Origin of the sequence: Paraburkholderia strydomiana (assembly GCF_046030495.1) — a bacterium.
In the GTDB taxonomy this organism is placed as follows: domain Bacteria; phylum Pseudomonadota; class Gammaproteobacteria; order Burkholderiales; family Burkholderiaceae; genus Paraburkholderia; species Paraburkholderia strydomiana_A.
Window position 1 is genome coordinate 41,100 of record NZ_JAQQCJ010000033.1, and the last position, 13,184, is coordinate 54,283.

Here is a 13,184-nt window from a genome sequence, read left to right on the forward strand (position 1 = left end):
TGCGCTGTCTCCCAAGATGACGCATGATGCATGCCGGCAGCCCGCCCAAGCCCGCCGGCGCTCGAGCTTTTTATTACTGCGGGTCGGCGCTGGATTCGTCAGCGCCGGCCGGTGCTTCTGGCTTCTCGCGGAAACGCACGTCGGCGGCGAGATCTTCGGCTTCGGCCGCGCGTTGCGCGTCCGAATGCGCAGCGATGTGATCGAACACCGCGTAGCAGAGGTTTTCGCAGCCCTGACCGGTCAGCGCCGAGATTTCGAACACCGGACCATCCCAGCCGAAGCCTTCGAGGAATGCCGAAACCCGCGCTTCGCGCTCGTCTTCGGGCACCATGTCGAGCTTGTTCAGTACCAGCCAGCGCGTTTTCTCGTACAGCAGCTCGTCGTACTTACGCAGTTCGTTGACGATCGCCTTGGCTTCCGCGACCGGATCGACTGCATCGTCAAACGGTGCGAGGTCGACGATGTGCAGCAGCAAGCCAGTGCGTTGCAGGTGACGCAGAAACTGGTGACCGAGACCCGCACCTTCGGCCGCGCCCTCGATCAGACCGGGAATGTCGGCGATGACGAAGCTGCGGCTCGGCCCGACACGCACCACGCCGAGATTCGGCGCGAGCGTGGTGAACGGGTAGTCGGCGATCTTCGGCTTCGCATTCGACACCGACGAGATGAAGGTCGACTTGCCCGCATTCGGCATGCCGAGCAGGCCGACGTCGGCCAACACCTTCAGTTCAAGGCGCACCATGCGGCGCTCGCCCGGCTTGCCGTCGGTCTTCTGACGCGGCGCGCGGTTCGTACTGGATTTGAAATGCAGATTGCCGAGGCCGCCCGCGCCGCCCTGCGCGATCTGCACGCTCTGGTTGTGCTCGGTCAGATCGGCGATCAGCTCGCCGGTTTCCATGTCGGTAATCGTGGTGCCAACCGGCATGCGCAGCGTGATGTCGTCACCGCCCTTGCCGTAGCAGTCCGCGCCACGGCCATTTTCGCCGTTGCGCGCCAGGTGTTTTTTCGCGTAGCGGTAGTCGATCAGCGTGTTGATGTTGCGGTCTGCGACCGCGATCACACTGCCGCCCCGGCCGCCGTCGCCGCCATCCGGGCCGCCGAACGGAACGAATTTCTCGCGGCGCATCGACGCGCTGCCATCCCCTCCGTCGCCGGCGATGACTTCAATCCTCGCTTCGTCAATGAACTTCATGCGTAACTCCGTCCCGTGGTGTACTGCCAGATGGTGCTGCTAGGTTTGTTGCTATCGGATGCTGCTATTTTGCCGCGCCCGCCGCAGGTTGATCAATCGACCGAACGGCATAGCCGCCTCGTCATGAACGATCGATCTCGCGAATCAGGCGAAAGCGCTGCAATAAAAAAAGCCCCGCTAACTTCGCGGGGCCTTTTTCCGGTCCTGAAGCCCGTGCCTGAGTAAACTCAGACTGCTGCCGGGACGACGTTGACCATGTGCTTCTTCGCTGCGCCTTTCGTCGAGAACTGGACGTGGCCGTCCGTCAGCGCGAACAAGGTGTGATCCTTGCCGATACCGACGTTTTCACCAGCGTGCATACGCGTACCGCGTTGACGCACGATGATGCCACCAGCGTTGATAGCCTGGCCGCCGTAAACCTTCACGCCGAGGCGCTTCGATTCAGAGTCGCGGCCGTTGCGGGATGATCCGCCTGCCTTTTTGTGTGCCATTTGATTTGCTCCTTAACCGGTGCGCTTACGCGTTGATCGCGTCGATGCGCAGTTCGGTATAGTTCTGGCGGTGGCCGCCATGCTTCTGGTAGTGCTTCCGGCGACGCATCTTGAAGATGGTCACTTTTGCGTGACGACCTTGCGACACGACGGTAGCCTTGACGGAAGCCCCACTGACCAGCGGCGTACCGAACTTAATCGATTCGCCTTCGCCCACTGCGAGAACCTGGTCGAGCGTGATTTCAGCGTCAATGTCTGCCGGTATCTGTTCTACTTTAAGTTTTTCGCCGACGGCAACTTTATACTGCTTGCCACCGGTTTTTATGACCGCGTACATTGAGAACCTCACTCTGTGTTCATTTTTCCCACGCACCGCGCGCGGAAACCCGTGATTATACATAGAGTTAGCTGCTCGGTCAAAACTCATTGAGAGCCGCCGCGCGCGAAGCCCCGCGCCTTGCCGCACGGCCCCGGCGCGCGGCCCTGAATGTGGCCCCGAGTGCGCCGCGCCGCAGCCAGCGACCCGGAACTGCCGCGATTCGCCTTATAATTCGCGGCACTACCCAATTCAGCCATCATGTCGTCGACTGCCACCCCCTCCTCCAACGCCGCCAGCCTGCTTGCTCCGATTGCCGAAGACATGCAGCAGGTCAATCGCGTCATCCGGCACCGTCTTGCGTCCGACGTGATGCTGATCAACCAGATTTCCGAGTACATCATCAGCGCCGGCGGCAAGCGGCTGCGGCCCGCGCTACTGTTGCTGGTGGCGGGCGCGTTGGGCGAAACCACGGGGCACCGGCATGAGCTGGCGGCGGTCGTCGAATTCATCCACACCGCGACGCTGCTGCACGACGACGTGGTCGACGAATCCGATCTGCGGCGCGGCCGCCAGACCGCCAATGCGCTGTTCGGCAATGCCGCGAGCGTGCTGGTAGGCGACTTCCTGTACTCGCGCTCGTTCCAGATGATGGTCGGCGTGGGCAAGATGCGCGTGATGGAGATTCTGTCGGAGGCGACCAACATCATCTCCGAAGGCGAAGTCCTGCAGCTGCTGAACATGCACGACGCGGACGTCGACGAAGCCCGCTACATGCAGGTGATCCGCTACAAAACCGCCAAGCTGTTCGAAGCCGCAGCGCAGCTCGGCGCGGTGCTGGCCGGTTCGGACGCGAAAACCGAAGCGGCCGCCGCGGAATTCGGCCGCCGCATCGGCACAGCTTTCCAGATCATGGACGACTGGCTCGACTACACCGGCACGGCCGAGTCGATGGGCAAGAACGCCGGCGACGATCTGCGCGAAGGCAAACCCACGCTTCCGCTGATCTATCTGATCGAGCGCGGCACGCCCGAGCAATCGGCACTGGCGCGCGAAGCGATCGAACAAGGCGGCACGGACCGGTTCGACACGATTTTCGAGGCGATCACGCGTTCGGGCGCGCTGGATCACACGCTCGAGTGCGCGAAACAGGAAGCTCAGGCCGCCGCGGCGGCAATTTCTTCATTTCCCAGTTCCATTTTCAAAGATAGCCTGCTAGAATTATGCTCTTACTCGACGGCAAGACAGTCTTGAACGAGACTGAAACACCGGGTTAGTCCGAATCGAGTTCGCAGTACAAATCGGGGTGTAGCTTAGCCTGGTAGAGCGCTACGTTCGGGACGTAGAGGCCGGAGGTTCGAATCCTCTCACCCCGACCAGATTTGCCTTGTTAGTTCAAGGCTCGAAAAACCGCCGCAGCTTGCTGGGCGGTTTTTTGTTTTGCGCGCGATTTTCCTGCATCCCGCGCGACACTCGCCGCATATGCGCGCATTAGCACACCACAGCCTCCGGCCAGACGGTTCGCCGCGCGCCCTCTGCTATATTCTCTTCATCCTCTCCCCCTATTCTTCACGACGCGTGGAACAACTTCCCTTATGGGCGCAGATTGGCGCCGTCTTTCTGCTGCTTATCTGCTCCAGCTTCTTTTCGATTTCCGAAACGGCGATGATGGCGATCAATCGCCATCGCCTGAAACACCTCGCCGGCCAGAACGCGCTCGGCGCAAAGACCACTCAGGGTCTGCTTGCCCACACCGATCAACTATTGAGTGTCGTGCTGATCGGCAATAATCTGTTCAACACGATCATCCCCGTGCTCACCACCTCGATCGCGTTGCACACGTTCGGCCACAACAATCTGGTGCTGTCGATCGCAACCGGCATCGTCGCCTTCCTCATCATCGTGTTCGCGGAGATCACGCCGAAAATCGTCGGCGCGACGTTTCCCGAAAAGATCGCGCTGCCGGCGAGCCTGCTGATCGCGCCGCTGATGCGCGCCGCAAAGCCGCTCGTCTGGTTCGTGAACCTGTTCGCCAACGGCATCTTGCGCGTGCTGCACATCAATACGAAAGGCGCGCGCGACCAGCGCCTGTCCACGGAGGAACTGCGCACCATCGTGCTGGAGTCGGGCAGCTTCATGCCGACCAAGCACCGCAGCATTCTGCTGAACCTGTTCGACCTCGAAAACATCTCCGTCGACGACGTGATGATCCCGCGCCGCCGGATCGAAGCGCTCGACTTCGATGCGCCGTTCGAAGAGATCCTGCATCAACTGGAAACCTGCTATCACAACAAGCTGATCGTCTACCAGGGCGACATCGACCGGGTGCTGGGCGTGCTGCATGTTCGCAAGACGCTCGCGGCCCTGCACAACCAGGAGCTTGAACGCGAGACGCTGCGCGCACTGCTCGCCGAGCCGTACTTCGTGCCGAGCGGCACGCCCGTGTTCCAGCAACTGCAGTACTTCCAGGAAAGCCGTCACCGCACCGCGCTGGTTGTCAACGAATACGGCGAGTTGCAAGGTCTCGTCACGCCGGAAGACATCATCGAGGAACTGATCGGTGAATTCACCACGTCGATTCCGCGTAGCGCCAATTCGCGCGGCGGCTGGAACGAGAAAGGCGAATGCATCGTCGCGGGCAGCATGCCGTTGCGCGAGCTGAACCGCTGGCTGCAACTCAGACTGCCCACCGACGGCCCGAAGACGCTCAACGGCCTGATCCTCGAAATTCTCGAAGACATTCCCGATGGCGACGTGTGCGTGCAGATCGGCGAGATCAAACTCGAAGTCATGCGCAGCGACGATCAGGCGATTCGCACCGTCAAGCTGTTCAAACCGCCGGCGCGTACGAAGGGCAGCAAAACGCTGCTGGGCTGAGGTCCTCCACGCCGTCGATCTCCGATACGCGGCAGGCAGCATCGCACACTCGCACGGCGTGCGCCATTGGCCGTTTGGCCGAATGGCGGCGCCAGCCGCGTTACCGGAAGATGAAGCCGTCATGTTCTACAGGCGGCTCATCACCGGTTTCCCATGCAAGCATCTTTTCAGGCAGCGGCAACGTCGCCGCGGCCCATCGCTTTCGATAACGACGGCACGGCACGCACGAAGCCCAATCCATTCGCCACTGAAGCTGGCGCGGCCCAACTCGGCGATCCAGACAACGCACCTGCCGTACGTCTGTTGACCGACACATTGCAGGAAGCGACCCGCCGTAATGCGTCGGACCTTCACATCGAGCCGGCCGAGCACGGCTGGCGCGTGCGTTTGCGAATCGACGGTGTGCTGCATGAAATCCCGCAGCCGCCCGCTCATTTGCGCGACGCCTTCATTACGCGGGTGAAGGTGCTGGCGCGCATGGACATCGCCGAGCGGCGCGTGCCGCAGGACGGCCGCCTGCGTATCGCGACGTCGCCCGGTCGGATCGAGGACTATCGCGTTAATTCGCTGCCGACGCTGTTCGGCGAAAAACTGGTCTTACGCCGGCTCGACGCATTGCCCACCGATCTTTCGCTCGACTCACTCGGTCTCGACCCACACCAACGCGAGGCGCTCGACGCGGCGATTCGCGCGCCGCACGGTCTCGTGCTCGTCACGGGGCCGACGGGCAGCGGCAAGACCCTCTCCCTGTACTGCTTCCTGAATCTGCTGAACGGCGAGGCGCGCAATCTGTGCTCAGTGGAAGACCCGTCGGAAATCCAGCTGGCCGGCATCAATCAGGTCAGCGTGCGCGAAAAGGCCGGGCTCACTTTCGCGGTGGCGCTGCGCGCGTTCCTTCGACAGGATCCCGACGTGATCATGGTCGGCGAAATTCGCGACGACGAAACCGCCGATGTCGCGGTGAAAGCCGCCCAAACGGGCCATCTCGTTCTCTCGACCCTGCACACGAACGATGCGCCGGCCGCGATCGCGCGCCTGATCGATATCGGCGTCGAGCCATACAACCTCGCGGCAGCGCTGCGGATGGTGACGGCGCAGCGTCTGGTGCGGCGCCTGTGCGTCGCGTGCCGGGCGCCTGCGCCGCAATCGGCGGCAGCGCTGCGGGCCGCTGGCTTCGACGAGCAGCACCTCGATGGCTGGCATCCGTATGCGGCGACCGGGTGCGCGGCTTGTCACGGCATCGGTTACAGAGGCCGCGTCGGAGTCCATCAAGTGATGCCGGTCTCCGATGCGATGCGCGAACTGATCGTCGCAAGCGCCGGCACGCATGAGCTCGCCCGACTCGCGCAAACCGAACAGGTGGCCACGTTGCGCAACGCGGCGTTGGCGCGTGTACGAGACGGCACCACCAGTCTCGCTGAAGCACTGGCTGCCACCGAAGTCGCATGAACACGGTCACGACTCATCCGCCTTCTGCGACCGACACGCGCTTCAGATGGCGCGGCGTCACCGCCGACGGTCTTCACAAAAACGGAACGCTGATCGCGCCGGACGCGGGCACCGCGCGAGTCATGCTCAAACGCGAGGATCTGTTCATCGTCGAACTCGCCGCGCATGGAGCGGCGCCGCGTCCCAAAGCGCGCGCCGCGGACGTCACGCTGTTCACCCGGCAACTCGCCAGTCTGCTGCGTGCCGGTTTGCCACTCGCGCCCGCGCTGGATCTGCTGGCGCAAGGGCAGTCGTCGAACCGGCAAGGCATGCCGCGAATCGTCGGCGCACTGGCTCGCGACATCACCGCGGGCCTGCGCTTTTCCGCGGCGCTGCAGCGGCACCCGGCGCAATTCAATGCGCTGTACTGTCAACTCGTCGAAGTGGGCGAGGCGGCCGGCGCGCTGGCCGCCGTCCTCGCGAGAATCGCCGACGACCGCGAACGCGCCGCCGCGCAGCGCGCGAAAGTGCGCGCGGCACTGACCTATCCCGTCGCAATCCTGTTGCTGGCCACGGCAATCACGGCTGCCTTGCTGGTGTGGGTCGTGCCGACCTTCAAACAGATCTTCGACGGCTTCGGCGCGAAGCTGCCCGCACCGACGCAGTTCGTGCTCGCGTTGTCGTCGGGCGCGGCGCGCTGGAGCCTGCCCGTCATCGCATTGATCTTCGCGTCGACTTCGGCCGTGACGTTTCTGCTACGACGTTCCGAAATTGCGCGCATCCGGTTCGCGCGCCTGTCGCTAAGAATGCCGGTCGCCGGGCCGTTGCTGGGTACGCTGTGCGCGGCACGCTGGAGCCGCGCGCTCGGCACCTTGCTATCGGCCGGCACACCGCTCGCCGACGCGTTCGATTCATTGACTCACGCCACCGGCAACGCTTTCTTCGACCGGGCCACGCTCGACATCGCCGCACGGCTGCGGCGCGGCGAGCGACTTGCGGCGGCCATGCGCGCGGCACGCTGCTTTCCGCCCGAGGTCGTGCAGCCGGTGGCGGTGGCCGAGGAGTCCGGCGCGCTCGACACCATGCTGATCGACGTGGCCTCGCTCGCGGATCGTCAGGTAGACGAGAAGATCGGCACGCTGTCGAGCCTGTGCGAGCCGCTCGTGATCGTCGTGCTGGGGGCGCTGGTCGGCGGCCTCGTGATCGCGATGTATCTTCCCATTATTCAACTCGGCAACGTGGTGTAGGATCGCAGCCGAATCCAATCCCTTATCCATGCAGGCGCCTTTTCCACTCGTGTCAGAAACTTCTTCCAGTCTGCTCTCGGGCTTGCTGCCCGGCCACCTCGCGACCGGCATCGGCGTCGCGTTCGGCAGCTTGCCCGCCGGCCTGCAGATGGCGTTTGCGATCGTGTTCGGCCTCGTGATCGGCAGCTTCCTGAACGTGGTCGTGCATCGGCTGCCGATCATGCTGGAGCGTGCGTGGCATGCGGAAATCAGCGACACCAGCGACCAGCCGCCGCCCGAAGACGGCCAGCCCGCGCGCTATAACCTGTGGGTGCCGCGTAGCGCGTGTCCGCATTGCGGGCACGTCCTGCGCGCGTGGGAGAATCTGCCGGTACTCAGCTATGTGCTGCTGCGCGGACGCTGCTCCGCCTGCAACGCACACGTGAGCCTGCGCTATCCGCTGCTCGAAATTGCCAGCGGCGCGTTCGCGGCGGGCGCCCTCGCACTGTTCGGCCCGAGCGCCACGGCGCTCGCCGCCTTCGGCTTCTGCGCGGCGCTGCTCGCGATGAGCGCGATCGACATCGACACACATCTGCTGCCCGACTCGATGACGCTGCCGCTTCTGTGGGCTGGCCTCATCGTCAATTTCAACGGCATGTTTGCGAGCCTGCACGATGCGGTGCTCGGCGCCATCTTCGGTTACCTTGTGCTGTGGGCCGTGCATTGGCTGTTCCGGCTGGTGCGCGGTGTCGAAGGCATGGGCTACGGTGATTTCAAGCTGCTCGCGGCGCTCGGCGCGTGGCTCGGCTGGGCCGCCCTGCCGCAGATCGTGCTGATCGCGGCGGTGACGGGCGCAGTGGTCGGCCTCGCGGCGACGTGGCGCGGCCGCATGCGCTTCGAGGAGCCGCTGCCGTTCGGGCCGTTTCTCGCAGCGGGTGGCGCGCTCACGTTGTTTCTCGGCACACCGCTCTATCTGGCTCTGGGAGGCTGAAGCATGTTTGTCGTAGGACTCACCGGCGGCATTGGCAGCGGTAAGTCGACCGTCGCCGATCTGTTCACCGCGCACGGCGTGCCACTCGTCGACACGGACCTGATCGCGCATCGCATCACCGCGCCGCACGGCATCGCGATGCCGCCGATTGCCGCCGAATTCGGCGCCGAGTTCGTCGCCGCCGACGGCTCGCTCGACCGCGCGCGCATGCGTGAGCTCGTATTCAGCGACGAAGGCGCGCGCAAACGTCTCGAAGCCATCACGCATCCGTTGATTCGTGCGGAGACCAGGCGCGAGCAGCGCGAAGCGCGAGGCCCTTATGTGATCGTCGTGGTGCCGCTGCTGGTCGAGTCGGGAAGCTGGAAGCATCGCGTGAACCACGTGCTGACCGTCGATTGCAGCGTCGAGACGCAGATCGCGCGCGTCATGAGCCGCAACGGCTTCAGCCGCGACCAGGTGCTGGCGATCATCGCCCGCCAGGCCACGCGCGAAGCGCGCCTCGCCGCAGCCGACGACGTGATCGACAACGACAACGTATCGCTCGGCACACTGCAGGCGCAAGTCGACGAGCAGCATCGCGCGTATCTGTCTCTCGCGGGCGCATGAGCTGAAACCATGCCATCGGCGAAGCGAAAAACGCGCGCGACACATGAAAACCGCGCGCCGCTCCACGCCCTTCTCGTTGAACTTTGCGGCAGCGTGTAAGCCAAAGCACGCAGAAAGCGCCCGAAACACGTGAAAAAAGTTGCGAAAGCGCGCTGAAAAAGTGCGTGATTGCTAGGGTAGTCCCACGGCATTAGAATGTTCTGCATTCCCGTCACCGACCACGCCCGAGGCGAGCCCGCTTGATCCTTTACGAGTATCCCTTCAACGAGCGAATCCGGACGCTGTTGCGCCTCGAAGATCTGTTCGAGCGCTTCACGTTCTTTCTGACTCAGGAAGACGCCAGGGAACATCACGTCGCACTGACAACGTTGTTCGAAATCTCAGAAGTTGCGGGTCGCGCGGATCTGAAGTCCGATCTGATGAAGGAACTCGAGCGTCAACGGCAAACGCTGGCGCCGTTTCGCGGCAACCCGGGAATCGAGCAGAACGCGCTGGAAGCCGTGCTCGGCGAAATCGAACAGACTCTCGCGGGACTCGGGCAGATGCAGGGCAAGACCGGCCAGCATCTTGCAGACAACGAGTGGCTCGCCAGCATTCGCAGCCGCGCGATTATCCCGGGTGGCACGTGCAAATTCGACCTGCCGTCCTACTACGCGTGGCAACAGCTTCATCCCGATCAGCGCCGCCAGGACATCGCCAAGTGGGTCACGCCGCTGCTGCCGCTGCGTGACGCGGCCACCATCGTTCTGCGGCTCGCGCGCGAATCCGGCCAGGCGTCGAAGGTGATGGCGATGCAAGGCAGCTATCAGCAGATGCTGTCGGGGCGTTCGTATCAACTGATGCAGGTTCGGGTGGCACCAGAATTGCGGGTGATTCCCGAGGCGAGTGCCAACAAGTACATGCTGTGGGTGCGTTTCACGGTGCAGGACGGCGATTTGCGTCCGCGTGCAGTGGATGTCGACGTACCGTTCCAGCTCACGCTTTGCAGCCTGTAAGCAGGCCCGCAATCTGGCGTGCCACGTTCGCCCGCCAGATCCGGATAGAGGGATGCGCCTTTAAAGCGGCGCGAAATGCCCCTATATTCGTTACTTGTTCCGTTTGCGATTGACTGCCTGACCGTATGCCTACCGTCGTCAAATGCCCCACTTGCGGCAAGGATGTCCGCTGGACCCCTGAAAGCCGCTACCGTCCGTTCTGCTCCGATCGCTGCAAGCAGATCGATCTCGGCGCCTGGGCCGCTGAGAAATACAAGATCGGTGGGACCGATCAGGAAGCGTCGTCGGATGAGACGCCCGGCGAGGACTACAACCCGCATTGAGCGGGCTCGCTGTGACGGCGGACGCTACTAGCACAGCGCCCGCCGTACCCTTCTGCCTATCAGTTCTTTTCCGCCGCGAGCCATTCGAGCACTGGAATGGTCGCCGGCAACAGCGGTGCGACGTCCGCAGGCAACGCCTGCCAGACGAATGCCTGGCCTTCGCGGCCATGCGGCTCGCCGGACCACTGCGTCACCTTGCAGAAGAAAAGCCGCACATAGGCGTGTGGGTAATCGTGTTCGAGCGTATGCCAAAGATGGCTTGCCTCTACGTCGATCCCCAGTTCCTCGTGCAGCTCGCGAGCAAGCGCGGCCTCGACCGACTCGCCCGCCTCCAGCTTGCCACCGGGAAACTCCCAGTAGCCCTCATATGGCTTGCCCGCCGGACGCTGCGCCAACAAATAGCGCCCGTCCGGCTGAATCAGCACGCCGACGGCGACTTCCGTCACCGGACGGCCGACGGCGTTCTTCTGCGCGTCGCTCATGCGGGGCTCTTCCGGCCGGACCAGTCACGCGCGAATTGCCACGCAACGCGCCCCGAGCGCGAGCCGCGTTCGAGTGCCCATACCAGCGCGTCGCCGCGCGCGGCCTCGACTTCGGCGTCGTCGCAACCGAAATGCCGCAGCCAGTGGGCGATGATCGACAGGTAATCATCCTGTTTGAACGGATAGAAGCTGACCCACAGGCCGAAACGCTCCGACAGCGAAATCTTTTCTTCCACCAGTTCGCCCGGATGAATCTCGCCGTCGGACGTGTGCTTGTACGTCTCGTTGTCGCTCATGTACTCGGGCAGCAGATGGCGGCGGTTCGACGTCGCGTAGATGAGCACGTTATCCGACTGCGCGGCGATCGAACCGTCGAGCGCAACCTTCAGCGCCTTGTAGCCCGACTCGCCGTCTTCGAACGACAGGTCGTCGCAGAACACCACGAAGCGCTCCGGCCGCTTCGCGATCAGGTCGACGATGTCGCCGAGATCGTGCAGATCGTCCTTGTCCACTTCGATCAGACGCAGGCCGTCCTTCGCGTACGCGTTCAGGCACGCCTTGATCAGCGACGATTTGCCGGTGCCGCGCGCGCCCGTCAGCAGCACGTTGTTGGCCGGCTGCTTGTGCACGAACTGGCGCGTGTTCTGCTCGATCAGCCCTTTCTGGCGATCGATGTTCTGCAAGTCGTCGAGCGTGATCGACGAGATGGCGGGCACCGGCTGCAGGTAGCCGCGCCCCTGGCGCTTGCGCCAGCGAAATGCGACCGCAGCCGACCAGTCGATCTCAGGCGCGGCGGGCGGAAGCATTGCCTCCAGACGGACGAGCACGGCTTCGGCCCGGGTCAAAAACTGTTCGAGTTTATCCATGACGGTGAAGTAAGCGGCCCATTGCGCGGCGGGAGGCCGCGCAATGAACCTGGTTACGAGCGATAGTCGGCGTTGATGCTCACGTAGTCGTGCGACAGATCGCAAGTCCAGATCGTGGCTTGCGCATCGCCGCGGCCGAGTACGACGCGAATGCCGATCTCGCTCTTCTTCATGACGCGCTGGCCGTCTTCTTCACGGTACGCCGGGTTGCGGCCGCCGGCAGTCGCGACCAGCACGTCGTCCAGATACAGATCGATCTTGCCGACGTCGAGATCGTCCACGCCGGCATAACCGATGGCCGCCAGAATGCGGCCGAGGTTCGGGTCCGATGCATAGAAGGCTGTCTTCACGAGCGGCGAGTGGCCGATCGCATACGCGATCTGGCGGCATTCGCTAACGCTCGAGCCGCCTTCGACATGCACGGTCATGAATTTGGTCGCGCCTTCGCCGTCGCGCACGATCAGTTGCGCGAGGGTCTGGGCGACTTCGGTCACCGCATCGCGCAGCGCTGCATAAGCGGGCGAATCGGTAGACGTGATCGCCGGCAGGCTCGATTTGCCCGACGCGATCAGGATGAACGAATCGTTGGTCGACGTATCGCCATCGATCGTGATGCAGTTGAACGAGCGGTCCGCGACGTGTTTGACCAGCGCGTCCAGCACCGGCTGCGCGAGCGCTGCGTCGAACGCGAGGAAGCCGAGCATGGTCGCCATGTTCGGCTTGATCATGCCGGCGCCCTTGCTGATGCCCGTCAGCGTGACCGTATGGCCGTCGATCGTGACCTGGCGCGAGGTGGCTTTAGGCAGCGTGTCGGTGGTCATGATCGCCTGCGCGGCGTCGTACCAGTTCGCTTCCTTACGGTTGGCCAGCGCGGCCGGCAAACCGGCCTTCAGACGATCGACCGGCAGCGGTTCGAGAATCACGCCGGTCGAAAACGGCAGCACCTGTTCCGGTGCGATGTCGGCGAGACGCGCGAGTTCGGCGCACGTTTCGCGCGCCGCCACGAGACCCGGCTCACCCGTGCCCGCGTTCGCGTTGCCCGTGTTGATCACCAGCGCGCGGATCGCCCTGCCGCCAGCGCGCACACGCTCCAGATTCTCACGGCACACCGTGACGGGCGCCGCACAAAAGCGGTTCTGCGTGAACACGCCGCCTACCGTCGCGCTTTCGTCGACGGAGATGACGAGCACGTCTTTACGGTTCGGCTTGCGGATGTTCGCCTCGGCCCAGCCGAGCGTAACGCCGGCGACGGGGTGGAGTTGAGCGGGATCGATCGAGGGGAAATTGACAGCCATGGTCGCGACCTGTCGAAGAAAATGCCGGCAGGCGCCGGCATCGAGGAAACGGAACTGATGGCCCGGGCAGGTTGCCGGACCACCGCGAAATCAACA

At 63.6% G+C, this 13,184-nt stretch carries 14 protein-coding genes and 1 tRNA gene; 9 read left to right on the forward strand and 6 right to left on the reverse strand.

The window, feature by feature from the left end; translation table 11 throughout:
• Nucleotides 1-73 precede the first annotated feature (73 nt).
• From cgtA to rplU, 3 genes are all read right to left on the reverse strand, one after another.
• Entirely contained in the window at nucleotides 74-1,192 is a 1,119-nt protein-coding gene (cgtA, locus tag PQQ53_RS31065; protein ID WP_408149813.1) for an Obg family GTPase CgtA, read from the reverse strand.
• 227 nt (nucleotides 1,193-1,419) lie between these two features.
• Nucleotides 1,420-1,683, reverse strand: coding sequence for a 50S ribosomal protein L27 (gene rpmA, locus PQQ53_RS31070; RefSeq protein ID WP_020071242.1), 264 nt, complete (start codon nucleotides 1,681-1,683; stop codon nucleotides 1,420-1,422).
• 25 nt (nucleotides 1,684-1,708) lie between these two features.
• Entirely contained in the window at nucleotides 1,709-2,020 is a 312-nt protein-coding gene (rplU, locus tag PQQ53_RS31075) for a 50S ribosomal protein L21 (RefSeq protein ID WP_007180329.1), read from the reverse strand.
• Between the two features lie 240 nt (nucleotides 2,021-2,260).
• Here rplU and PQQ53_RS31080 point away from each other — a divergent pair, with 240 nt between their 5' ends.
• The 9 genes from PQQ53_RS31080 (at nucleotide 2,261) to yacG (ending at nucleotide 10,445) form a co-directional block, all read left to right on the forward strand.
• Complete coding sequence (locus PQQ53_RS31080) at nucleotides 2,261-3,253, forward strand: polyprenyl synthetase family protein (RefSeq protein ID WP_042320787.1); 993 nt, start codon at nucleotides 2,261-2,263, stop codon at nucleotides 3,251-3,253.
• A 48-nt stretch (nucleotides 3,254-3,301) separates the two neighbouring features.
• A tRNA-Pro gene (locus PQQ53_RS31085) sits at nucleotides 3,302-3,378 on the forward strand.
• Between the two features lie 199 nt (nucleotides 3,379-3,577).
• Nucleotides 3,578-4,876 carry an HlyC/CorC family transporter gene (locus PQQ53_RS31090; protein ID WP_408149816.1) on the forward strand — a complete coding sequence of 433 codons (1,299 nt, stop codon included), beginning with the start codon at nucleotides 3,578-3,580 and terminating at the stop codon, nucleotides 4,874-4,876.
• 153 nt (nucleotides 4,877-5,029) lie between these two features.
• A complete protein-coding gene (locus PQQ53_RS31095; RefSeq protein ID WP_408328401.1) occupies nucleotides 5,030-6,325 on the forward strand; it encodes a GspE/PulE family protein in 1,296 nt (431 codons plus the stop codon).
• Nucleotides 6,322-7,551 (forward strand): type II secretion system F family protein, encoded by a 1,230-nt coding sequence (locus tag PQQ53_RS31100; RefSeq protein WP_408149820.1) that lies wholly within the window; start codon nucleotides 6,322-6,324, stop codon nucleotides 7,549-7,551. Before PQQ53_RS31095 ends, PQQ53_RS31100 begins: the two co-directional genes overlap by 4 nt.
• Nucleotides 7,552-7,579: 28 nt before the next feature.
• Entirely contained in the window at nucleotides 7,580-8,521 is a 942-nt protein-coding gene (locus tag PQQ53_RS31105; protein ID WP_408328404.1) for a prepilin peptidase, read from the forward strand.
• Between the two features lie 3 nt (nucleotides 8,522-8,524).
• Nucleotides 8,525-9,127: a dephospho-CoA kinase gene (gene coaE, locus PQQ53_RS31110; RefSeq protein ID WP_408149824.1), complete on the forward strand. Its 603-nt coding sequence runs from the start codon at nucleotides 8,525-8,527 to the stop codon at nucleotides 9,125-9,127.
• 239 nt (nucleotides 9,128-9,366) lie between these two features.
• Complete coding sequence (gene zapD / locus PQQ53_RS31115; RefSeq protein WP_042320771.1) at nucleotides 9,367-10,122, forward strand: cell division protein ZapD; 756 nt, start codon at nucleotides 9,367-9,369, stop codon at nucleotides 10,120-10,122.
• 125 nt (nucleotides 10,123-10,247) lie between these two features.
• Nucleotides 10,248-10,445 carry a DNA gyrase inhibitor YacG gene (gene yacG / locus PQQ53_RS31120; RefSeq protein ID WP_408149827.1) on the forward strand — a complete coding sequence of 66 codons (198 nt, stop codon included), beginning with the start codon at nucleotides 10,248-10,250 and terminating at the stop codon, nucleotides 10,443-10,445.
• A gap of 59 nt (nucleotides 10,446-10,504) precedes the next feature.
• Here yacG and PQQ53_RS31125 read toward each other — a convergent pair whose 3' ends face one another.
• From PQQ53_RS31125 to argJ, 3 genes are read right to left on the reverse strand one after another with little or no spacing between them, the layout of a single operon-like run.
• Nucleotides 10,505-10,927 (reverse strand): NUDIX domain-containing protein, encoded by a 423-nt coding sequence (locus tag PQQ53_RS31125; protein WP_408328407.1) that lies wholly within the window; start codon nucleotides 10,925-10,927, stop codon nucleotides 10,505-10,507.
• Nucleotides 10,924-11,793 (reverse strand): ATP-binding protein, encoded by an 870-nt coding sequence (locus tag PQQ53_RS31130; protein WP_408149830.1) that lies wholly within the window; start codon nucleotides 11,791-11,793, stop codon nucleotides 10,924-10,926. The genes PQQ53_RS31125 and PQQ53_RS31130 overlap by 4 nt, the downstream gene beginning before the upstream one ends.
• A 53-nt stretch (nucleotides 11,794-11,846) precedes the next feature.
• The gene (gene argJ, locus PQQ53_RS31135) at nucleotides 11,847-13,088 is read right to left on the reverse strand and encodes a bifunctional glutamate N-acetyltransferase/amino-acid acetyltransferase ArgJ (RefSeq protein ID WP_408328410.1); all 1,242 of its coding nucleotides are present in this window, start codon (nucleotides 13,086-13,088) and stop codon (nucleotides 11,847-11,849) included.
• Between the last annotated feature and the right edge of the window lie 96 nt (nucleotides 13,089-13,184).

Coding starts and splice junctions, on each gene's coding strand:
- cgtA (WP_408149813.1), bottom strand. CDS start 1,192: ATGAAGTTCATTGACGAAGCGAGGATTGAAGTCATCGCCGGCGACGGA.
- rpmA (WP_020071242.1), bottom strand. CDS start 1,683: ATGGCACACAAAAAGGCAGGCGGATCATCCCGCAACGGCCGCGACTCT.
- rplU (WP_007180329.1), bottom strand. CDS start 2,020: ATGTACGCGGTCATAAAAACCGGTGGCAAGCAGTATAAAGTTGCCGTC.
- PQQ53_RS31080 (WP_042320787.1), top strand. CDS start 2,261: ATGTCGTCGACTGCCACCCCCTCCTCCAACGCCGCCAGCCTGCTTGCT.
- PQQ53_RS31095 (WP_408328401.1), top strand. CDS start 5,030: ATGCAAGCATCTTTTCAGGCAGCGGCAACGTCGCCGCGGCCCATCGCT.
- PQQ53_RS31100 (WP_408149820.1), top strand. CDS start 6,322: ATGAACACGGTCACGACTCATCCGCCTTCTGCGACCGACACGCGCTTC.
- PQQ53_RS31105 (WP_408328404.1), top strand. CDS start 7,580: ATGCAGGCGCCTTTTCCACTCGTGTCAGAAACTTCTTCCAGTCTGCTC.
- coaE (WP_408149824.1), top strand. CDS start 8,525: ATGTTTGTCGTAGGACTCACCGGCGGCATTGGCAGCGGTAAGTCGACC.
- yacG (WP_408149827.1), top strand. CDS start 10,248: ATGCCTACCGTCGTCAAATGCCCCACTTGCGGCAAGGATGTCCGCTGG.
- PQQ53_RS31125 (WP_408328407.1), bottom strand. CDS start 10,927: ATGAGCGACGCGCAGAAGAACGCCGTCGGCCGTCCGGTGACGGAAGTC.
- PQQ53_RS31130 (WP_408149830.1), bottom strand. CDS start 11,793: ATGGATAAACTCGAACAGTTTTTGACCCGGGCCGAAGCCGTGCTCGTC.
- argJ (WP_408328410.1), bottom strand. CDS start 13,088: ATGGCTGTCAATTTCCCCTCGATCGATCCCGCTCAACTCCACCCCGTC.